The following is a 22,194-nucleotide window of genomic DNA, read 5'->3' on the forward strand; positions in this document are numbered from 1 at the left end:
TTAAAAATCCCGAAATATAAATATTTCGGGATTTTTTTTGTTTTAAATTTGATTGAGATTTTATGATGGCAAGACTAAGTGAATATCATCTCATTATAGGTAAGTATTGTTTCGTATCCTTTGTTTGTGAAATATTCGGTTGGGTCATCTTTGGATATTGCCATTACAAAATCACCTCCCCAAGCGCCAAGACTTTTTATTACACCTTCAAAATCTGGAAAGAGTCTTTCTTTGATAGTTTGCATTTCGAGTATATTACTCATTTCAGCCTCATGTATGGCTAATGCTTTTGCAAATTCTTTTCCGCTTTTGGCTTGTATAACAGTTTGTGTTATCTTGTCATTGTTCGCAATTATCTTGGCAAGATTGTTATTCTTGTTGTTGTAGTAAGCAGTTATGGCAGCTTTGCTACTTTGTTTTTTATTTAAATATACAAAGTGTAAATTCTGGCTGAATTCGGGATCGAAATCTACTGTTTCGATAATAGGTAGATCCTGTTGCAGGTGATATAAAATAGGTGTATTGTTTTGTGCGCAGGCAATATCGTATCCGCTACCTCCAAAACTGTTTTTAAGCAACGTAAAAGCATCAATCTTTGTCCATTGGGCTATATTGTTTAATAAAGTAGATGAAGTGCCTAGGCCCCAGTTTTTAGGAAATGTAAGTTGTGTGCTTATTTGATATCCATCAGAGTCGTTTAGAAAGTCAGGATTTAATACATAAGCTTCGTGTAAGATATTTATAAGAGTGCTTTTAATCGTTTCAGTTTCAGTTTCCGGATTGTCTATGATTTCGGCAAAAGTTATTGTGTCTTCGAACCAAACAGTATCATTTGCGTCATAACTTTTCCATTCTATTTCGTTGTTTTCTCCTTTGGCCACGATTAAATTTTGCCCGAATTTAGTTGGTAATGCAAAAGCTTTTGCGCCATCTAAGACTAGATATTCTCCGGTTATTAAAAGTTTTCCGTTACTGTAAAAGGTTGTTTTCATGCATTTATTTTTAGCCCCGATGGCAGCGGTATCCTTTATGTTTTTTCTTTAAAAACATAAAGATATAGTGTACAGCGGGAGATTGCTTCCAGAAAAAATGTTCTCCCTTGAACTCCACTCAGGGTGATAGTGAATTATTTTCTTAAGTTCTCGATAAATTCTACCACGGCACTATGTGAGATGGTGTTGTTTTTAAAGTGGTTTTTGATTAAATGACGTTCGTCGTCATTGGCTGCAAACTGATTGATGATGTTATTGATGTGCATTTTCATATGTCCTTCCTGGATTCCTGTTGTGGTTAAGGAACGCAATGCGGCAAAGTTTTGTGCTAATCCTGCTACGGCAACGATTTGCATTAACTCTGGAGCTGATGGGTTTTCGAGCATTTGTAATGAAAATTTCACTAGTGGATGTAAGGATGTTAATCCGCCTACGGTTCCTATTGCAAGTGGAATGTTAAGCCAAAATGTAAAAATCCCATCTTCGATTTTGGCATGTGATAAGCTGGAATACTGTCCGTTACGGGATGCGTATGCGTGAACTCCGGCTTCGACTGCGCGGAAATCATTTCCTGTGGCTAGTATAACTGCATCTACACCATTCATGATTCCTTTATTGTGTGTTACGGCACGAAATGGTTCTACTTCGGCAATTTGAACTGCTTGAACAAATCGCTCTGCAAATTCTTGTGGATTTGGTATGTGTTTTTCGGTTAATTCTTCAACTGGACATGAAACCTCTGCTCTTACAGCACAATTTGGGACGTAATTAGATAAGATGCTCATGATGACTTTTACTTCTTCATCGGCTTCTGTAAATAATTGATATTCTTGCGATGCTTCTTTTAATGTTTTAGCAAATTGCTCTAAACAGGAGTTTATGAAATTAGCTCCCATGCTGTCTTTGGTTTCAAAAGTTGCATGAAGCTGATAGTAATTTTGTAATAAATTGGTTTTATCTTTTAATACAATATCAAGAATTCCTCCGCCACGCTGTTGCATGTTTTTGGTAATGCTTTCGGTATCGCTAAAAAACTTGCTTTTGGTTTGGGCAAAAAATAAATCCAGTTTTGATACATCTCCATTAAAGGTGAAATGTACCTGACCAATTTTTTCGGTATTTATTACTGTAGCTTTAAACCCACCGCGGGTCGACCAGAATTTTGCTGCTTTTGCTGCAGCTGCAACAACCGAACTTTCCTCGATTGCCATTGGTATCGTTGTATATTTGTCGTTAATTAAGAAGTTTGGAGCCACACCAAGAGGTATGTAAAAGTTGGTTATGGTGTTTTCGATGAATTCATCATGTAATTTCTGTATTTTTTCGTCAGAATTCCAGTAGTTTTTAAGCAAAAAAACTGCTTCTTCAGGTGTAGAAAAGTACTTTTTTGCAATCCAGTTTATTTTTTCTTCTTTGGATAATTTAGAAAATCCAGCAATCGCGTTGTTCATTCTCAATTGATTAAATGGTAGTATTGCTGCAAAGATAGGATTTTAACGGTTTTGTTTTTAATGTATTTACGGACATTAAATTATCTTCAAAACCAATTTCTTAACATTTAACACATAAAATGTATATTATGTGTATTTTTTTCACTAAAATTGGGCTCTTTTTTATATTTAACTCATTTGTATGAATACAAGCAAATTTACCGCATTACTTTTATTTCTTTGTTTTACTGTTTTTGGTCAACAAAAAATCACTGTAGATGATATCTTTAATGGGACATTTCGAGCTAAAGAGATGTTTAAACTCCAGTCACTACACAACACTAATCAATATACTGTCTTAAATTTAGACAAAGCAGGCAGGAGTATGCAGATTGATTTGTACGATTTTGCTACATTAAAAAAAGGAGCAACATTGATCGATACTAAGGATCATAAAAATTTACCGATGATCGATAGTTATACTTTCGATGCATCAGAAAAAAAGATTTTGTTGGCGTGTAATTCGACTAAAATCTTCCGACACTCGTTTACAGCAGATTATTATTTATATAATATTGAGACTAAAGAATTAACTAAGCTTTTTGATTTCCAGATTCAAGAGCCGACTTTTTCTCCTGATGGACAAAAAATAGCTTACGCAAAAGAAAATGACTTATATGTTTATGATTTAGCATCGAAGAAATCGACTCAAATTACAACCGATGGGAAGAAAAATTCGATAATCAATGGTGTTACGGATTGGGTTTATGAAGAAGAATTTGCTTTTGTCCGGGCTTTTGACTGGAGTAAAGACAGTAAAAAAGTAGCTTACATTCGTTTTGATGAAAGCATGGTTCCTGAGTTTTCAATGTCAATCTTTAAGACAGATTTGTATCCTACAATTGAGACATTCAAATATCCGAAAGCAGGAGAGAAAAATGCAGTAGTTTCATTACATATATATGATGTAGCTGCAAATGACACAAAAGAAGTTAAGTTAGGAAATTATAACGACTTCTATATCGCAAGAATGAAGTGGACAAATGATAATAATACATTATCGGCACAGGTATTAAACCGCCATCAGGATAATTTGGACTTATTGTTTATCGATGGTACTTCGGGAACTTCGAAAGTAGTTCTAAATGAAAAAGATAAAGCTTATGTAGATGTTACGGATAACCTAACATTCTTAAAAGATAATAGTTTTATCTGGACAAGTGAAAAAGATGGTTTTAATCATATTTATTTATATGATAAAACAGGAAAGCTTAAAAATCAAGTTACTAAAGGGAATTGGGAAGTAACTTCATATTACGGATTTGACGAAAAAACAAAAACTGTTTTTTATCAATCTACAGAAAATGGGTCAATCAATCGTGATATATACAGAATTGGTATTGACGGAAAAAATAAAATACGTTTATCTAAAAACGTAGGTGTAAGTAAGGCAACCTTCAGCCCGAATTTTGAACATTATATCAATACATTCTCAACAGCTTCTCAACCTACGGTGTATACTCTTAATGACGCCAAAACAGGAAAAGAATTACAGGTAATAGAAAATAATGATGCCTTAGCCACAAAACTAAAAGGATATGATTTGCCAACAAAGGAGTTTTTTGTTTTAAAAACTGCTAAAGGAAACGAATTGAATGCCTGGATTTTAAAACCTAAAAATTTCGATCCTGCTAAAAAGTATCCAGTTTTTATGATTCAGTACTCTGGTCCTGGTTCTCAGCAAGTGGTGAATCAATGGGGTAGTTCTAATGAATATTGGTTCGATATGCTAACACAACAAGGATATATTGTTGCTTGTGTCGATGGTAGAGGAACTGGTTTTAAAGGTGCTGATTTTAAGAAAGTAACTCAATTGCAATTAGGGAAATACGAAGTAGAAGATCAAATTGATGCTGCCAAAGTAATTGGTGCGTATCCTTATGTTGATGCTTCTAGAATTGGAATTTGGGGATGGAGTTACGGAGGTTTTATGGCTTCGAACTGTATTTTTCAAGGTAATGATGTTTTTAAAATGGCAATTGCAGTAGCCCCAGTTACAAACTGGCGTTTTTACGATAGTGTATATACTGAAAGATATATGCAAACTCCTCAGGAGAATCCAAGTGGTTATGATGATAACTCTCCAATTAATCATGTTGGGAAATTAAAAGGGAAATTTCTTTTGATTCATGGATCTGCGGATGATAATGTACATGTGCAAAACTCAATGCAAATGATGGAGGCTTTGATTCAGGCTGATAAGCAATTTGATTCTCAAATTTATCCAGATAAAGATCATGGTATTTATGGAGGAAAAACAAGGATTCAGCTTTATAAGAAAATGACTAACTTTATCAAAGAGAACCTATAATTAAAATCTAATTAAACCTAAATAAAATAAATGAATAATATGGAAGAAACACAAGTAAAAACGGCGCATCCAAAAGGGCTTTGGGTATTGTTTGGAACGGAGATGTGGGAGAGATTCAATTTTTATGGCATGCGTGCCTTGTTGACTTTATTTCTTGTAAATTCATTATTAATGAAGGAAGAAGATGCTTCATTAATTTATGGAGGTTTTCTAGGTCTTTGTTACCTTACACCAATGCTAGGCGGATTTATTGCAGATCGTTTTTTCGGGAACAGAAACTGTATTCTTCTTGGAGGTTTAATGATGGCAGTCGGGCAATTATTGCTTTTTACAAGTGCCAGCGTTTTTGGTTCTGATTTGAAGTTTGCTACAATTATAATGTATTGCGGATTGGGAGTTATCGTTTTTGGTAACGGTTTCTTTAAGCCAAATATTTCTAGTATGGTAGGAAGTTTGTATCCTAAACAAGAAAAAACAAAACTAGATACAGCTTTTACTATCTTTTACATGGGGATTAATATTGGGGCTTTTTTAGGTCAGTCTATTTGTCCATTATTAGGAGATGTTGTTGATAGAGGTGGTGTTAGAGATATTCATGCATTTAAATGGGGATTCTTGGCAGCTTCGGTAGCAATGCTTTTAGGAACACTTCTTTTTTATATTTTGAAAAATAAATATGTAGTGTCTCCGGAAGGAAGACCATTAGGAGGATTGCCATCTAAAAATGTAGCTGAAGATTTTGAAGAAGGAGAAGCTCAAAAAGCTAGTTTTTCTAATAAAGCTTTAATTGGTGCTGGAATTGCTTTTGTGATTTTAGGTTTCTTTTTTCACTATGTAGTGGGGCAGAATTTAATTTATACTTTGATATATTCGAGTGGATTAGCTTTGGCAGGATTAATTATATCTGATTCCTCTTTAACAAAAATCGAAAGAGATCGTATTTTTGTTATTTATATAGTTTCGTTTTTTATAATCTTCTTTTGGGCTGCTTTCGAGCAGGCTGGATCTTCATTAACTTTTATTGCTAATAATCAAACCGACAGAAATTTCTTTGGATGGCAAATGCCTCCTTCAATGGTTCAGATTTTCAACGGTTTATTTGTTGTCGTTCTAGCTGTTCCTTTTAGTGTATTGTGGGATTATTTAAGAGCAAAAAGCAAAGAACCAATATCGCCTGTGAAATTAGCCATAGGTTTAGTAATGATTACTGTGAGTTTCTTTATGATTGCTACTCAGGTTTCATATATCGGAACTTCAGGTTTATTGTTGGTTAAGTGGCTTATTTTATTGTACTTTTTAAACACTTGTGCAGAGTTGTGTTTGTCTCCAATAGGATTATCATTGGTGGGTAAATTATCTCCAAAACGTTTTGCTTCTTTATTATTTGGTGTTTTCTTTTTGTCAAATGCTTCAGGTTATGCTTTAGGTGGAACTTTGGGGTCAATTTTACCTCCTACAGGTGATAAATATAAAGCAGCCGAAAAGGTAAATATTGATCTGGAATCAATCTTGGAGAATAAAACTGTTGCAAATGGAGCAGAATTATTTGCATTGGCAAAATTGCAGATAGCAAAAATTGATAAAGAAAAATCTAAAGAATTTAATTTAGATGTAGAAAAAAAGATTGAAACTATTGCTGAGATAAAGAGTCAGAAAGAATTAGCAGCAAAAACTAATATAAAATTTGTAAATAATTTCACTGCAAAAGACACAACATTTACAGTGAAAGAGTTAGAAGTTATTAAAGAGAAGAATATTGTCACAGTTTCTTATCCTAAATTTGTAGGATTTGTAATTCATAACTTATATGAGTTTTTCATGGTCTTTGTTATATTAACTGGTTTGGCAGCATTAGTCTTGTTTGCTTTGACTCCAGTTTTAAAGAGAATGATGCATGGAGTTAGATAAAAAATAAAAAAATTACATTAAAAATTACCTACAGGTTTAGACTTGTAGGTAATTTTAATTTTAAATAGTTTGCAGTTATGTGGAAAAAACATCCGAAAGCACTTCCTTTTTTGTTTTTATCTGAAATGTGGGAGCGTTTCGGTTTTTATTTAATGATTGGGATTTTTACATTGTATTTAAAAGATGTAGAGTCTGGTTTTGCAATGACCGAAAAAGAAGCTGCCGATTTATACGGAACTTTTATCGCTTTGGTTTTTCTTACGCCTTTCATCGGTGGATTAATTGCCGATAGGTATTTGGGATATAGAAAATCTATTGTTTTTGGTGGAATTTTAATGAGTATTGGTTACTTCTTAATGGGTGTTCATGATCTTACGACGCTCTATATTGCTATGACTTTGGTAATTGTAGGTAATGGTTTTTTTAAACCGAACATTTCTACATTATTGGGTAGTTTTTATTCAGAAGAAAAGTATAAGGATAAAAAAGACGAAGGCTACAATATTTTCTATATGGGAATTAATGTAGGTGCTTTTATCTGTAATTTCTTTGGTGCTGCATTGCAAATCCTTTTAGGATGGCATTGGGCTTTTATGTCTGCAGGTGTGGGTATGCTTATAGGTGTTATTGTATTTTTACTGGGTACAAAACATTATGTAGGGTACGATCAAAAGAAGGGAGTGCAAGAAGGAGATATGCCATTTTATAAAATTGCATTGTTTATTTTATTGCCATCTTTTGTTTTTGGAGCGATTGGTTGGTTGATAAAAGGGGTAACTTCAGATGCTAATCCGGATAGTTATATTTTTGGTTCGGATAGTACAGATGCTTTTATCTTTGCTTGTATTCCGATAATTTTCTTTTATGGATCGCTTTACTTTAAGGCCAAAATAGAAGATAAACGACCAATAGGCGCTTTGTTGGCTATTTTTGGAGTAGTTATTTTATTTTGGGCAGTCTTTAAACTCAACGGCTCGGCACTTACTACATGGGCAGATCGTTATACAGATAGAGAAGTTGTCGGAACATCCGGACAGGTTGTAGGTAAATTAAAACTGGCAAAAGAAGTTGAGTATGTAAAAGGGCCGATAGAGGTTTATGATGATCAATTTCGTTTACAAAAAGTGAATGGTGTTGTAGAAAAAGAAGTTAACTATCCGTTGTATTTTAGAAACGTTGCTCCGGATAAATTACCTGCCGAAGGAGCCAAAGTACATCTTTGGGCTACAAACTTAAGTCAGTCTATTAATCCGGCCTGGGTAATTATATTAACGCCTTTAATTGTTGCTTTCTTTTCTTTTTTGCGATCGAGAAAAAAAGAACCATCAACTCCTACGAAAATAGCTTTTGGTTTATTGATTTCGGCATTGTCAGTCTTGATTATGATTGCTGCTGTGAAAATAGGAGGGAACGGTACAGAGAAAGTTAGTGCCTGGTGGCTTGTTGCAAATTACGGAATCATAACAATAGGAGAATTATTTTTAAGTCCGATGGGATTATCGGTTGTGTCCAAATTGAGTCCTGTTAATATTACTTCCTTAATGATGGGAGGTTGGTTTTTATCAACTTCGATAGGAAATAAACTTAGTGGAGTTTTGGCTAGTATGTGGGATACTTACGATAATAAAGTCAACTTTTTTTGGGTAAATTTTGCGTTGTTAATGTTTGCAACCGTATTGATGTTTGCTTTGGTAAAACAACTCAATAAAGTGATGAAAGAAAAAGGAATCAATTAATTATTTATATATAAATGGAACAGAGTATTACTTTAGATCAAATACAAAATTTTAAAGGTAAGTACCCAAAGCAATTGTGGTATTTGTTTTTAGTAGAGATGTGGGAGCGTTTTTGCTTTTACGGAATGAGAGGTGTTTTGGCATTTTTTATGGTCGACCAATTAGGACTACTGGAAGGTAAGGCCAATTTGCAATATGGAGCCATACAGGCATTTGTATATGCTTTTACCTTTATTGGAGGTATTTTTGCCGATAAAATTTTGGGATTTAAAAAATCATTACTTTTTGGAGGTATTGTCATGATCATTGGAAACCTTATAATAGCTGCTTCTCCACATGATTTTTTCTATTATGGTATTACGTTGTCTATTATTGGAACTGGTTTTTTTAAGCCAAACGTTTCTTCAATGGTTGGTGAATTATATCATGAAAATGATGGGCGTAGAGATGCTGGATACGGAATGTTTTATGCAGGTATCAATATCGGTGGAATGTTGGGTGGTGCAATTCCTATTTACTTAGGTAAAAATTATTCTTGGAGCCTGTGTTTTCTTTCGGCTGCTATAGTGATGATTATTGGTGTGATTACTTTTCTTTTAACAAAAAAACATTTAGCACCTATTGGTAATTCTCCTTTAGAAAAATATACTCCTAAAAAGCGTAATACGTATGAAATCGGAGTTTACGTAGGTTCATTATTAGCGATTCCGCTTATTTACGTAATGGTTATAAATTCTGATTTCACAGAATATTTCATGTATACAATTGGTGCAGTTGCTCTTTTGTATTTCTTATACGAGTTGTTGAGAATTAAAGATCGTAAGCAGCAGTATAAATTATTAGCTGCGTTTATATTTATCTTTGGATATTTTATGTTTATGGCTATCTCTGAGCAATCTGGTGGGTCATTGTCATTGTTTGCAAAAGATAACTTATCTAGTAATTTATTGTTCTTCAATATTGATCCTAACGTAGTTAATAATAGTATAAACTCCTTATACGTAATTATTTTTAGCCCTCTAATTGGTTTGTTGTGGATATTCCTTTATAAAAGAAAAATAGAGCCTAATACAGTTGTGAAATTTGGATTTTCATTTATTCTTCTTGCGGCAGGATTCTTTATATTTTACAGTGCTCGTTTTTTTATTGATGCAAACGGTTTGAGTTCTCTTAATGTTTTTGCTCTAGGGTATTTAGTTTACACAATTGGTGAATTATGTATTGGTCCAATCGGAATGTCGGTTATTACTAAGCTGTCTCCTAAAAGACTTTTTGGAATGATGATGGGATTGTGGTTTTTATCTAGTGCTTTTGGACAATTTGCAGCCGGTAAACTTGGGTCAGAAATGTCGAATGCAAATACAGGAACTACATTAATGTCTAAGTTAATTGCTTATACAGATGGGTATTATCAATTGGCAATTTATTCGCTTATTGCAGGTATTGTTTTAATAGTGAGCACTCCATTGATTAAAAAATTAATGCAAGAAGTAAAATAGAAAATATTTTATAGCCGTTTTTGCTTAAATTTGAAAAAAAATAAAACAAGATGAAAAAGATATTTATTACATTGTTATTAGTATTAGGTTCTTTTGCGGTTCAAGCGCAAGAGCTAAAGTGGTATACAGATGTAAAAGAAGCCATTGCTGTGAGTAATAAAGAGAAAAAGCCTATGTTGTTGTTCTTTACTGGTAGCGATTGGTGTGGATGGTGTATTCGTTTACAAAGTGAAGTTTTAAAAACACCTGAGTTTAATAAATGGGCAAAAGATAATGTTGTTTTGGTGGAGTTAGATTTTCCAAGAAGAACGCCGCAAACTCCTGAGGTAAAAGCTCAGAATAATGAGTTGCAACAGGTTTTTGGAATTCAAGGTTTTCCAACGGTTTATTTTACTAAAGCTGAAAGTAAGGATGGGAAAGTTAATTTTCAAGGACTAGGTACTACAGGTTATGTAGCAGGTGGACCATCGGCATGGCTTACAGTTGCAGACGGGATTGTTAATCCGGTTAAGAAATAATTAAATGTTTTAAATAGTTTAACTATTTACAAATAAAGAAGCTCTTTTCGTTTATACGGAAAGAGCTTCTTGTCGTTTTGGACTGCACCCAAAAGTTTGGACGAATTTATAATTAAATTTGATAATAATGAGCTCGATATTGTATCGGGCTCATTCCTTTTAGATTAAGTTTTATTCTGTCATTGTTGTAATAATTTATATATTCGATTATTTCCTGTTTTAATTGATTGATAGAGCTGTATTTTTTAAGATAAAACAGTTTTGATTTTAATATTCCAAAGAAGTTTTCAATAATAGCATTGTCTAGACAATTTCCTTTTCTAGACATACTTTGTTTAATTCCTTTCTGCTTTAGTAGATGCCGGTATTGTTTCATTTGGTATTGCCACCCTTGGTCCGAGTGCAGTATTAAATTAGTTTTATCTGGTATTTTTTCAAAAGACTTTTTAAGCATAGATAGAATTTGATTAAAGTTCGGGCTTTCTGATAAATCGTAACTGATAATTTCTCCATTGAACAAATCAATTATTGGCGACAGGTATAATTTTTTTCCTGACACCTTAAATTCGGTAACGTCTGTTGCCCATTTTTCATTAGGCATTTCAGTCTTAAAATTACGTTTTAGCACATTTGGAGCTATTTTACCTAGTTCTCCTTTGTATGATTTATATTTCTTTACCCTAATTAAACTTTTTAAACCTAAAAGTTTCATAAGACTGAACACCGTCTTATGGTTGATTAATATACCTTTATTTCTAATTTCTAAGGTAATACGCCTATAACCAAATCGACCTTTATGTCGATGATAAATCTCTTCGATAAGTAATTTAATATACTTGTATTTATCAACTACTTGATGTTTTTTCTCATAGTAATAATAACTACTTCTTGCCATATTTGTATGCTTTAGCAAACTTGCTAAAGCATATTGATGCCTTAATTCTATTATGGCTTGCGCTTTATATTCTTGATTTCTTCGGCTTGAACTAAGGCATTGAACTTTTTTAATAGAGCATTTTCGCATCGCAATGATTCTATCTCTAGTAAAAGCTCTTCTTCTCTAGACAGAGGTTTGGTGGTTTTCTTTTTGGTTCTTTTGAAGTTCATAGATCTAGGTCTTCCTTTAGGTTTAAGTTCTAAGCCCAAAGTACCCTGTTCTTTGTACTTTTTTTGCCATTGAATAATAATAGAATCACTGGGGACATTAAATTCAATACAGGCTTCTTCCAAAGATAAAGACTTATTTTTAATTGTATCTAATACATTTTGCTTAAAATCAACACTATAAGATTGATTTTTTCTAGGTAAAAGACCTTCCTTACCTAACTTTCTATAAAATGCAATCCATCTGCTCAGATTAGAAGTTCGAATATCATTCTCTTTCGCTACTAAACAAATTGACCGATTCCTTTTTAAAACTTCTTCTACACAGCGAAGTTTAAAATCATAATTGTACTTGACTTTTCTTTCCATAAAAATGCCCCCAGATAGTGTCTAACTATTTGGGGGCAGTTCATTTATAAGGTATTTCTTTTTCTTTTTTTGTATGTAAATATTTGTTTTTGCTGTATTGATAAAATATAAGTTATAAAAAAACATAAAACTTATTATAAGTTATAAAATAATTTGGATAATTAAAATTAAATGTTAATTTCGTCAGGCTATACTAACCAAAACCAAAATTAATATGATGAAAAAATTACTTGTATCTCTGTTTTTCTTAGGATTTATTTCAACGCAAGCGCAAAACTTAATTTGGAAAACAAACATAAATGATGCTATTGAAATTAGTAATCAATCGAAAAAACCAATGCTGATTATGTTTACTGCAAATAACCTGGCTGATAATCTGCAAAACGAAATAATGAAAACTTTAGATTTTGCGCTTTGGTCAAGAGATAATGTTATTTTGGTAAAATTAGATTTGTCCGATAGTCAAGCTTCAGACAGTGATAAAGAACAAAATCTGAAACTTAAAAACGCATTTGGAGTTCAGGATTTACCCGAAATATGTTTTGCAAATGCTGTAATTAGAAAAAACAAAACTACTTTTCAGGCATTGGGAAAAATGGCTTATAAATCAGGTGGAGTAAAGGCTTGGATTACCGAGTCGAATGCTATTTTACATCCGAGTGATTTTTAAGATCTGTTCTAATTTAGCTTATAAAATCCCTTTTCATTGGTCGAATGAAAAGGGATTTTTTCATTTACACATGTTTGTTTCCAATAGTGTTGAATCGATTTATAGTTTGTTCCGTCTGTTAGAACTAATTTTGGTTGAGTGTTTTTTAATAATCTTTCAAAATTTATTTTCGGAGATTGGGTTATTAGCAAAATGTCTGGTTTTACTTTCTTTGAATAAATACCCGAACTGTCTATTATCATGATTTTTTTGCCATTAAAATAGGTTAGATTCTTCAGTCTTTCTTTATTTTTTAAACTAGCAAAATTACCAACCAAGTAGGACGTCAATGCGTAGTTATTCTTTATCATGTTTGATGTTGTATCCGTTGCAAAAAGTATCACGTCTTTGCCGGAGCGTTCGGTAATCATACTATTTTTGGATACATTATAAACAATCCATTCTATTTGCTGCTCAGTATTTTTTCTGTTTGCTATAAAAGTTATTTGTAATAGCATTATTGAAATTAATGTTAAAGCTAGTTTAGTGAAATTTGGTTTTTTAAGCCATATAATTGCAGTTATTATTAATAAATAAGAACTGATTAATAAGTATGTATTGAACGAAATATCCCGAATAACAAAACTCTCAAAGGAGGCAATTGCATTTATAATTTTGTTTAAGTAGTAAATACTTATCTCTAATATTTGCACCAAAAACATTGGAACAATATCAAATGCTGCCAGAACCATTACTATAATTCCTAAGATCATGATAATACTCAAAAATGGTATGATGACTATATTGGCTACAAAGAACAATACCGGGAATTGGTGGAAATAGTATAAGCAAAGGGGTAAAGTGCCAATTTGAGCCGCAAATGACACTGTTAATGCGTTCCAAATTGCAATTGTAAACTTCTGTTTTGGAGACCACATTGCTTTTAATACTGGTTGAAGCCATATGATAAAAAATAATGCCAAATAACTTAGTTGAAATCCTACATCAAATAAAAAGGCAGGTTCAAAAAGCAGCAACAATAATATAGAAACAAGTAAAGTGTGATAAATATTTACGCTTCGTCTTAAATGATTTCCCAGCGCTACAAATGAAAACATTGTTACAGATCTCAAGACAGAAGGAGAGAATCCGGAAATTACTGCAAATGAAAATAAAGAGAGTATTATTGCAATGAGTTTTATCGTTGAGCCTCGTTTAGTGTTAGGAATTGGTTTTAGAATATATGTAATAAAGATTAATATATAACCCACATGTAATCCAGAAACCGATAGAATATGTGTTACACCGGCATATTGATAATCTTTGATAATCTCGGGAGAAATGTCTTGTTGTTGTCCTAAAATTAAAGCAAGAGCGACATTCATTTCTGTTTTGTTGAAATGATTTTGTTCTAAATTGCGTATAATCTTTGTTCGTATTCTGGCTGCATAATACCAGATACTTTTCTCAAGTTCAGGACTAATTGTTATTTGATTATTCTCCGTGTATAATTGTGCGTAGATGTGTTTGTTGTTTAAATATTTGCTGTAATCAAACTGATTGGGATTTTTGGGTGGTAAGTTCTTTATTAAAAGCCCTTTTACGCGAACGCAATTTCCTATTTCAAGATTTAATACTGTACTATCTTTTCGAACATTTACTATTATCTTACCAGATACTATTTTTTCATCGATTTGATTTATCGTGGCTATATATCGATCACTGTAATTATTAGTTTTTAATTTTTCGCTAATTATAAAATCTATTAATTGTGGTTTGTTGTAAACATTTTTGTAATTGGTATAATTATTCTTTTGAAACGATTCGGTATGGAGTGTTTGTGTTAGCATACCAATTGAGCATGCCAATAAATATGTTGTTATGCCAAAGTAGGTTGTTTTCTTCGGATTTCTTATAGCGAAATAATAAGTGCTTATAAATAAGAGTGATGTTATACCAAGGGATATAAATACAAGCTCTGCCGATAGAATGAGGTAATAAGCTAATAAAAGCCCTGCAATAAAGCCAATTGTTATTCTTACTAGAGGGAATCTTAGTACTTTCATGTAGCTAAGATATAATTATTTTGTAAGAAATAACCTTATTTATGTTTTAGTTTTAACCGTCTTAAAAGAATAAAACCTTGGAATAAAATAAAGAGAGTTCTATGTGTGGCTACCTTTGTAAAAGGTTTAAATTTTTACAAAGGTAAATGAATTTATTATTCAACTATCCGATTAATCTGTGCGTATGAATCACGGTAGTAGGGCTCTTTGGTTGAGGAGATAATTACACCTTTGGAAGTAGAGGAATGTATGAATTTTATTTCTTCATCATTTATTTCGACTATTAAGCCAACGTGATTTATTTGAGAGCTTCTGTTGGTTTTAAAAAATATTAAATCTCCTTTTTGTGCTTTATTACGATTGATAACATATCCAATTTTCGATTGCTCAAATGAGGTTCTGGGTAATTTAATATTTTCAGAATTGAATGTTGTAAATACCAAGCCAGAACAATCATAGCCATGGTTTGTGGTTCCTCCGGCTTTATAACGTACTCCAAGACTTTCGGATGCGGTGTAAATTAAATCTTTAACAACAGATTTTTTACTCTCTTCCTTTTTTGTGGTCGTAATAGAAGATGTTGATTTACAAGATGCAAATAACAATATTAGTGCTATGAAAGAGATCGTGTTTTTCAAGATAATGTTTTTTAAACCTATGAATTGTTTACTTTAAGTTGGCTACGATTAATTTTGCTGTTTTTTCGCTTGCACCAATTCCGCCTAGTTTTTCTTCCAGCAAATCATAGTTGTGTAAAAGAGTTTTGCGATAATTAGGTTCAAGGATTTTATTTAACTCTTCGGCAATTCTTTTTGGTGAACAATCATCTTGGATAAGTTCGGTAACTACTTCTTTATCCATTATTAAGTTAATCAAAGAAATATATTTAAGCGTAATAATTCGTTTTGCTATTTGATATGATGCCCAACTTCCTTTGTAGCAAACAACCTCTGGAATTTTAAAAAGTGCTGTTTCGAGAGTTGCAGTACCCGAAGTCACTAAAGCCGCTGTCGATGATTGTAGTAATGCATACGTTTTGTTCGATACAAATTTTATGTTGTCATTGGTTATGAAATGTTGATAAAAAGAATAATCCTGACTCGGTGCGCCAGCAATTACAAACTGATATTCTTTAAAATCATTTACAATACTTAACATTACCGATAACATTTTGGTAATTTCTTGTTTGCGACTACCTGGCAAGATCGCAATAATAGGTTTGTCGCTTAGGTTATTTTCTTTTCGAAAGATAGTTTCGTCAAATGGAGGTTGATTATGGATTGCATCAATAAGTGGATGTCCAACGAACTCTACAGGATAATTATGTTTGTCTTCATAGAAGCTTTTTTCAAAAGGTAATATGACAAACATTTTATCGATATCATGTTTAATATCTGTGATTCTATTTTCTTTCCAAGCCCAGATTTGAGGAGAAATATAGTAGTGTGTTTTATAGCCTAATGCTTTCGCCCATTTTGCAATACGCATATTAAAACCTGGGTAGTCTATGAAAATTAATACATCGGGTTTGAATTGTGTAATGTCTTTTTTGCAAAAAGAAATATTGCTCAGGATCGTTTTTAAGTTAAAAATAACTTCGATAAATCCCATAAAAGCCAATTCGCGATAATGTTTTACCAATGTACCGCCAGTTTTTTGCATTAAATCTCCACCCCAAAAGCGAATATCGGCTTTAGGGTCTTCTTTATATAGCGCTTTCATCAAATTTGAACCATGTAAATCGCCTGAAGCCTCTCCTGCAATGATGTAATATTTCATGTTTTTGTTTTTGAGAATGGAAATTATTTAAAGTGTCATCCAAATTTAAGAATGACAAAATTCCTTTATATCTGCAAAGATAAATTAAATAAATAAAGTAAGAATGGCTAATACAATAACTGCCAAAACAACTCCTCGAGCTCTAAATTCTTTATTTTGTTTTAAAAATATTCCAAAAGCTACCAAATCCAGAATAGATCCTAGTGTGATTATTTTTCCCAGATAACCATAATTCTTTATGATTTTTATGCTTTCTAATCCATTTGAAAGATCAAAATCAGTAAATAACCTTACGAAAAGATAGCTTCCTAATATTGAAGCCATAAGTCCGATGACAAAACCTATAAGTAAATCTTTTTTGTTTCTTGTATTATTCATTCCATTTCCAGTTGTTAAGTTGTTGCATTGTATGATGTGCAGTTAAGTCAAATTGAACTGGTACTACCGATATATAACCATTTTCCAGCGCCCATTCATCAGTGTCTTCGCCTTTATCCTGATTCACAAATTCGCCCGAAAGCCAATAGTAATCTTTTCCCGAAGGAGTTTTTCTCTTGTCAAATTTCTCAACCCATTGTGCTTTTGCTTGGCGGCAAACTTTTATTCCCTTGATTTCATCTTCTTTAAGTTTAGGAAAGTTTACGTTAAGAACGACACCTTCGGGTAATTTATTCTCTAATGTTTCAAGTGTTATTTTTTTGATAAACGATTTTATGCTTTCAAAATCTGCATTCCAATCAAAATCTAATAGAGAGAAACCTATGGCAGGGATTCCTTCGATTCCAGCTTCAACGGCTGCACTCATAGTTCCCGAATAAATAACATTTATTGATGAGTTCGAACCGTGATTTACACCCGAAACGCATAAATCTGGTTTGCGTTTTAAGATTTCGTTTACAGCAAGTTTTACGCAATCTACCGGAGTTCCCGAACAACTATATTCTGTAATTGGGTCGCCATCTTTAGATAGTTTATTTAGGTACAAAGTACTGTTTATTGTTATTGCATGTCCCATTGCGCTTTGTGGTTTATCTGGTGCAACTACCACAACTTCACCAAGTTCTGCCATTACACTAATTAAAGCTCTAATTCCAGGTGCTGAGACACCGTCGTCGTTGGTTACTAAGATCAAAGGTTTTTTTGAATTCATTTTGTTTAAAATATAATGGAAAAATCGGTATGTAGGGTTTTTATTAGCAAATGTAGTAACTGAATTTCTTAAAATAGTAACAAAAAGTCTTAAATTTGCTAACTTGCACCTTTAAATTAATCCAAAGAAAAACTATTTTATATCTTTAACAAAAAATTATGCGAGGCGCATTTTGTTGGCATAGTTTTTAACGTAAATTAGATTAAAAAATTGATGAATGCTATTATTAAATTTATGAAACGAAATTATAAAATTATCCTGGCCGTTATTTGTTTATCTGCTACATTGTTTGCATTTAAAATTAATAGCGATAAAGGAATAGACCCAGACCCGAACAAAGATAAGATGCTTTTGGAATTACTCGCTTTTGTAATCGAGAAAGGCCATTATAATCCTCCACCTATGAATGATGAGTTCTCCAAGGGGGTTTACAAAGATTATATTGAAGCACTGGATCCATCCAAAAGATTTTTTCTGCAATCGGATATTGATGAATTCGCGAGATATGAATTGCAATTAGACGATCAATTTGTAAATAAAGATTTGACTTTTTTCAATCTTACTTATGCACGTTTGATGAAAAGAATGGAAGAAGGTAAAAAGAGATATAAACTTATTTTGGCTCATCCATTTAACTATAAATTAAATGAAACTTTTAGCACGGATTATGAGCATACACCTTATGCTAAAACACCGGCTGAACTTGCTGAAAAATGGAGGAAACAAATTAAATTGTCTACTCTTTCTTCTCTTGTAACCAAAGAGAATATTGAGAAAGAAAAGAAAACAAAAGATGCTGAATATAAAGAGAAAAGTTTTGATGTTTTAGAAAAAGAAACAAGAGATAATTCCCTTAAATCATTAGATGAATATTTTGGGTTTGTTAAAGATTTAAACAGAAGTGATTGGTTTTCAGTTTATGTAAATTGTATTATGTCACGTTTTGACCCACATACAAGTTATTTTGCACCAGAAGAAAAAGAACGTTTTGATGTTAATATCAGCGGTAAACTCGAAGGTATTGGAGCACGTTTGCAAAAGAAAAGTGATTTTACTGAAATTTCTGAACTTATTTCTGGTGGACCAGCTTGGAGAGGTAAAGAGTTGGAAGCTGGAGACTTAATTATAAAAGTAGGTCAGGGAAGTGATGAGCCTGTTGATGTTGTTGGTATGCGTATCGATGATGTTGTTAAAAAGATCAAAGGACATAAAGGAACAGAAGTTCGACTTACAGTTAAAAAAGTAGACGGAACGATTAAAGTAGTTTCTATTATTAGAGATATCGTTGAGATTGAAGAAACTTACGCTAAGTCAAGTATCGTTAATAAAAACGGATTGAAATATGGAGTGATTTATTTGCCTAAATTTTATATCGATTTTGAAAATAAAGATGGTAGAGATGCAGGAAAAGATATTGCCTTAGAAGTAGAAAGACTTAAGAAAGAAAATATCAATGGTATTATCCTTGATGTTCGTGATGATGGAGGTGGATCTTTATCTACAGTTGTTGATATTGCTGGTTTATTTATTGAGCAAGGTCCTATTGTACAGATTAAATCTGCAGGTAAAAAGAAAGAAGTTCTTTTTGATCGTGATAAGAAGATCGAATGGGATGGTCCTTTAGTAATCATGGTTAACGGTTTCTCTGCTTCGGCTTCGGAAATCCTTGCAGCAGCAATTCAGGATTATAAAAGAGGTATTATCATAGGAAGTAAACAAACTTATGGAAAAGGTACTGTTCAAAATGTTATTGATTTGAATCAGTTTGTTCGTAGCAGCGATTTTGGGGATTTAGGAGCTTTGAAAATTACTACCCAAAAGTTTTATAGAATTAATGGTGGTTCTACACAATTAGAAGGTGTACGAAGTGATATTGTTGCACCAGATCGTTATGCTTATTTAAAAATGGGAGAACGTGATATCGATAACGCTATGCCTTGGGATAAGATAGATCCAGCTGACTATAGTGTTTGGAATAATAATTCTAATTTTAATCAAGCCATTTCCAACAGTAGAATGCGTATTGCACAAAATCCTCAATTTCAATTAATAGAAGATAATGCAAAATGGATTGATACTAAGAGTAAAGAGAATACGTATAGTTTGAATATTGTTGATTTCAAGAAAACTCAGACAGAGGTAGAGGCTGAGGCAAAAAAATATAAGCCAATTACTGATTATAAAAATAATTTGCAATTTAATTCATTGCCCTATGAAGTTGCAGAAATGGAGAAAGATCCTTCTTTAAAAGAGAAGAGAAAAAGTTGGCATGAAGCATTATCAAAAGATATTTATGTAGAAGAAGCTATAAATGTATTAGATGATTTACAATCAAAAAATGTTGCAGGTCAATCTCCTGTAAATAGCAAAACTAAGAAAGATAAATTAGCATCTAAATTGTAATATCTTATAAAGTTTAGTTTATTAATTAAAATGCTCCAATGATTCTTCTCGAGTCATTGGGGCATTTTTTATTGGAATCGTTTTGTTAACTTTGAAATTGAGTTTGATATAACGAATGTTAGATTTAAAGAATGATTTTATGAAGATTATAAATAAGGTTGTATTAATGTTTTTGGCTGTTTTTTCGCTTTTTTCGTGTAAAAAGGATTTAGTTGCTGTCGCGAATTCAAATGACATTGTAAATGGTATATCAACGCAATTTAGCGATGATAAAACGGAGTTTGATTACTTACCATCGTCAACTACAAATCAAATCGTGAAACATGATTATTACACGCTTTCTTATAATGAGAAGTACGAACAGGCGGAATGGGTTGCTTATGAATTGAAAAAGGATTATGTAAAGAATAATAGCTTTAAAAGACCTTATTTTATCACAGATCCTAAAGTAACTACTGGTTCTGCAGATTGGCGTAATTATAAACAATCCGGTTATGATAAAGGGCATCTTTGTCCAGCTGGTGATATGGAATTTACAAAAAGCGCTTATGATGATACTTTCTTAACTTCGAATATTTCACCACAAATCCATGATTTTAATGATGGCGTTTGGAATAGGCTTGAGCAAAAAGTGCGTTATTGGGCTGTGAAATATGATGGTCTTTATGTTGTAACTGGTGGGGTGCTTACGGATTCTAAGAAGACTATAGGTAAAGAAAAAGTATTGGTTCCAAAGTATTTCTATAAAGTATTACTTGATCAATCTAATGGGAATGGGGAATATAAAATGATCGCTTTTTTGGTTCCAAATGAAAAAAGTGATAAACCTTTGTATGAATTTGTTGTTTCTGTTGATAGCATAGAGAAATTGACCGGAATAGATTTCTTTCCTGCCTTAGACGATAAAATAGAAAATAATTTAGAAAAAAGTGCTGATTATAAATCTTGGGCTTTCTAGTTTAAACCTAATTTGGCTACCATTCGTTTACTTTATTGGCATCCATTTTTAGGAAAATAAATAACAGAATAGTGAATCCCCATAAACCGGAACCTCCATATGAAAAGAACGGAAGTGGAACTCCAATAGTTGGGAAAATACCAATAACCATTGCGATATTTACAAAAAAGTGTATAAATAAAATACCAGCAACACAATATCCATATACGCGACTGAATTTTGTTTTTTGTCTTTCTGCCAAGTATATAACTCTTAGGAATAAGCCAACAAATAAGGCAATGACAACGAGTGATCCTGCAAATCCCCATTCTTCGCCTACAGTAGTAAAGATATAATCTGTATGTTGTTCCGGTACGAATCCTCCTTTGGTTTGTGTGCCTTCAAGGAAGCCTTTCCCTATCCATCCTCCAGATCCAATAGCGATTTCAGATTGGTTGGTATTGTATCCAATACCTTTCATGTCGACTGTTTTTCCTAGTAAAATATTAAAACGATCACGGTGATGTTGCTTGAATACATTATCAAATACATAATCTACAGATAGTACAAATCCTGATATCAATACCAATAGTATACCGCTTAGGATTATATTTCGATCTACAGCTCTGCCTTTAAAATGGAGCCCTATAAGTACTAATAGTGCCAAAAGAATCACATAAACAGGCTCCAAAACTAGAGTTAGTACAAATAATAATATTGCTATAAAGCCAGTCCATATATACCAGGACGGAAGACCTTCACGATATAATACAATTAAGAAGATGCTATATATTAAGGCACTTCCGGGATCGGGTTGGGGGAGGATTAATATTACAGGTAAAAAGACAATTGCTAATGCCTGTACCTGACGATTTACATCTTTTAAGTTTATTTGTGTGTCACTTAAATATTTTGCTAATGCAAGTGCTGTGGCAGCTTTTGCAAATTCTGAAGGTTGTATCGTAAAGCTTCCTATTGCGTACCAACAACGTTGTCCTGCGATAGTTTTTCCGAATAAAAATAAACCAGCCAATAATAATAATGCTACGCCAAATATTATGCTGGCGTATTTTTCATAGAATTTACCATCAACAAATAATAGAATAAAGATTAAAGGTATTGTTAGTAAAATAAAAATGAACTGTTTCTCATATGTACCATCTGTAGAAGATAGAGAAGAAGAGTATATGTTTAACCAACCCAGTATCACTAATGTGATATAGATGATTACACTTATCCAGTCAATATTATTTTTTATACTTTGATTTTTCATTTGAAATGAA

Annotated in this window: 18 protein-coding genes; 8 read left to right on the forward strand and 10 right to left on the reverse strand. The window is 32.6% G+C overall.

The annotated features are described in order from the left end of the window. Window positions 1-74 precede the first annotated feature (74 nt). Both OIU83_RS17015 and OIU83_RS17020 read right to left on the reverse strand, forming a co-directional pair. Window positions 75-992 (reverse strand): GYDIA family GHMP kinase, encoded by a 918-nt coding sequence (locus OIU83_RS17015; RefSeq protein ID WP_264207460.1) that lies wholly within the window; start codon window positions 990-992, stop codon window positions 75-77. A 134-nt stretch (window positions 993-1,126) separates the two neighbouring features. Continuing rightward, the gene (locus OIU83_RS17020; protein ID WP_264207461.1) at window positions 1,127-2,443 is read right to left on the reverse strand and encodes a hydroxymethylglutaryl-CoA reductase, degradative; all 1,317 of its coding nucleotides are present in this window, start codon (window positions 2,441-2,443) and stop codon (window positions 1,127-1,129) included. Window positions 2,444-2,624: 181 nt separating this feature from the next. On the opposite strand from OIU83_RS17020, the gene OIU83_RS17025 reads away from it, so the two are divergent. From OIU83_RS17025 to OIU83_RS17045, 5 genes are all read left to right on the forward strand, one after another. After that, on the forward strand, window positions 2,625-4,793 hold the full coding sequence (locus OIU83_RS17025) for a S9 family peptidase (protein WP_264207462.1): 2,169 nt from the start codon (window positions 2,625-2,627) through the stop codon (window positions 4,791-4,793). Window positions 4,794-4,832: 39 nt separating this feature from the next. Further along, window positions 4,833-6,701, forward strand: coding sequence for a peptide MFS transporter (locus OIU83_RS17030; protein ID WP_264207531.1), 1,869 nt, complete (start codon window positions 4,833-4,835; stop codon window positions 6,699-6,701). A gap of 77 nt (window positions 6,702-6,778) precedes the next feature. After that, complete coding sequence (locus OIU83_RS17035; protein WP_264207463.1) at window positions 6,779-8,437, forward strand: peptide MFS transporter; 1,659 nt, start codon at window positions 6,779-6,781, stop codon at window positions 8,435-8,437. A gap of 14 nt (window positions 8,438-8,451) precedes the next feature. Beyond that, on the forward strand, window positions 8,452-9,936 hold the full coding sequence (locus OIU83_RS17040; protein ID WP_264207464.1) for a peptide MFS transporter: 1,485 nt from the start codon (window positions 8,452-8,454) through the stop codon (window positions 9,934-9,936). A gap of 50 nt (window positions 9,937-9,986) precedes the next feature. Continuing rightward, the gene (locus OIU83_RS17045; RefSeq protein WP_264207465.1) at window positions 9,987-10,454 is read left to right on the forward strand and encodes a thioredoxin family protein; all 468 of its coding nucleotides are present in this window, start codon (window positions 9,987-9,989) and stop codon (window positions 10,452-10,454) included. A gap of 112 nt (window positions 10,455-10,566) precedes the next feature. On the opposite strand, the gene OIU83_RS17050 is transcribed toward OIU83_RS17045, so the two are convergent. Next, window positions 10,567-11,478, reverse strand: coding sequence for an IS3 family transposase (locus OIU83_RS17050; protein WP_264207466.1), 912 nt, complete (start codon window positions 11,476-11,478; stop codon window positions 10,567-10,569). Beyond that, window positions 11,400-11,927: a transposase gene (locus tag OIU83_RS17055; RefSeq protein ID WP_264207467.1), complete on the reverse strand. Its 528-nt coding sequence runs from the start codon at window positions 11,925-11,927 to the stop codon at window positions 11,400-11,402. Before OIU83_RS17055 ends, OIU83_RS17050 begins: the two co-directional genes overlap by 79 nt. Before the next feature lie 214 nt (window positions 11,928-12,141). Between OIU83_RS17055 and OIU83_RS17060 the strand changes: the two genes are divergently transcribed. Beyond that, the gene (locus OIU83_RS17060) at window positions 12,142-12,597 is read left to right on the forward strand and encodes a thioredoxin family protein (protein ID WP_264207468.1); all 456 of its coding nucleotides are present in this window, start codon (window positions 12,142-12,144) and stop codon (window positions 12,595-12,597) included. Window positions 12,598-12,605: 8 nt separating this feature from the next. Here the strand turns inward: OIU83_RS17060 and OIU83_RS17065 are convergent, their stop codons facing one another. The 5 genes from OIU83_RS17065 to surE all read right to left on the reverse strand — a co-directional run bounded on the left by OIU83_RS17065 (window position 12,606) and on the right by surE (window position 17,571). Then, the gene (locus OIU83_RS17065; RefSeq protein ID WP_264207469.1) at window positions 12,606-14,642 is read right to left on the reverse strand and encodes a ComEC/Rec2 family competence protein; all 2,037 of its coding nucleotides are present in this window, start codon (window positions 14,640-14,642) and stop codon (window positions 12,606-12,608) included. A gap of 155 nt (window positions 14,643-14,797) precedes the next feature. After that, window positions 14,798-15,280 (reverse strand): C40 family peptidase, encoded by a 483-nt coding sequence (locus OIU83_RS17070; protein ID WP_264207470.1) that lies wholly within the window; start codon window positions 15,278-15,280, stop codon window positions 14,798-14,800. Between the two features lie 28 nt (window positions 15,281-15,308). Further along, window positions 15,309-16,421: a lipid-A-disaccharide synthase gene (lpxB, locus tag OIU83_RS17075; RefSeq protein WP_264207471.1), complete on the reverse strand. Its 1,113-nt coding sequence runs from the start codon at window positions 16,419-16,421 to the stop codon at window positions 15,309-15,311. Window positions 16,422-16,505: 84 nt separating this feature from the next. Continuing rightward, on the reverse strand, window positions 16,506-16,799 hold the full coding sequence (locus OIU83_RS17080; protein ID WP_264207472.1) for a hypothetical protein: 294 nt from the start codon (window positions 16,797-16,799) through the stop codon (window positions 16,506-16,508). Further along, a complete protein-coding gene (surE, locus tag OIU83_RS17085; protein WP_264207473.1) occupies window positions 16,792-17,571 on the reverse strand; it encodes a 5'/3'-nucleotidase SurE in 780 nt (259 codons plus the stop codon). Before surE ends, OIU83_RS17080 begins: the two co-directional genes overlap by 8 nt. A 213-nt stretch (window positions 17,572-17,784) precedes the next feature. On the opposite strand from surE, the gene OIU83_RS17090 reads away from it, so the two are divergent. Further along, window positions 17,785-19,974: a carboxy terminal-processing peptidase gene (locus OIU83_RS17090; protein WP_264207474.1), complete on the forward strand. Its 2,190-nt coding sequence runs from the start codon at window positions 17,785-17,787 to the stop codon at window positions 19,972-19,974. 139 nt (window positions 19,975-20,113) lie between these two features. Further along, window positions 20,114-20,932, forward strand: coding sequence for a DNA/RNA non-specific endonuclease (locus OIU83_RS17095; RefSeq protein WP_264207475.1), 819 nt, complete (start codon window positions 20,114-20,116; stop codon window positions 20,930-20,932). A 16-nt stretch (window positions 20,933-20,948) separates the two neighbouring features. On the opposite strand, the gene rodA is transcribed toward OIU83_RS17095, so the two are convergent. Next, complete coding sequence (gene rodA / locus OIU83_RS17100; RefSeq protein ID WP_264207476.1) at window positions 20,949-22,184, reverse strand: rod shape-determining protein RodA; 1,236 nt, start codon at window positions 22,182-22,184, stop codon at window positions 20,949-20,951. Window positions 22,185-22,194 lie beyond the last annotated feature (10 nt).

Origin of the sequence: Flavobacterium shii (genome assembly GCF_025847235.1) — a bacterium.
Lineage (GTDB): Bacteria > Bacteroidota > Bacteroidia > Flavobacteriales > Flavobacteriaceae > Flavobacterium > Flavobacterium shii.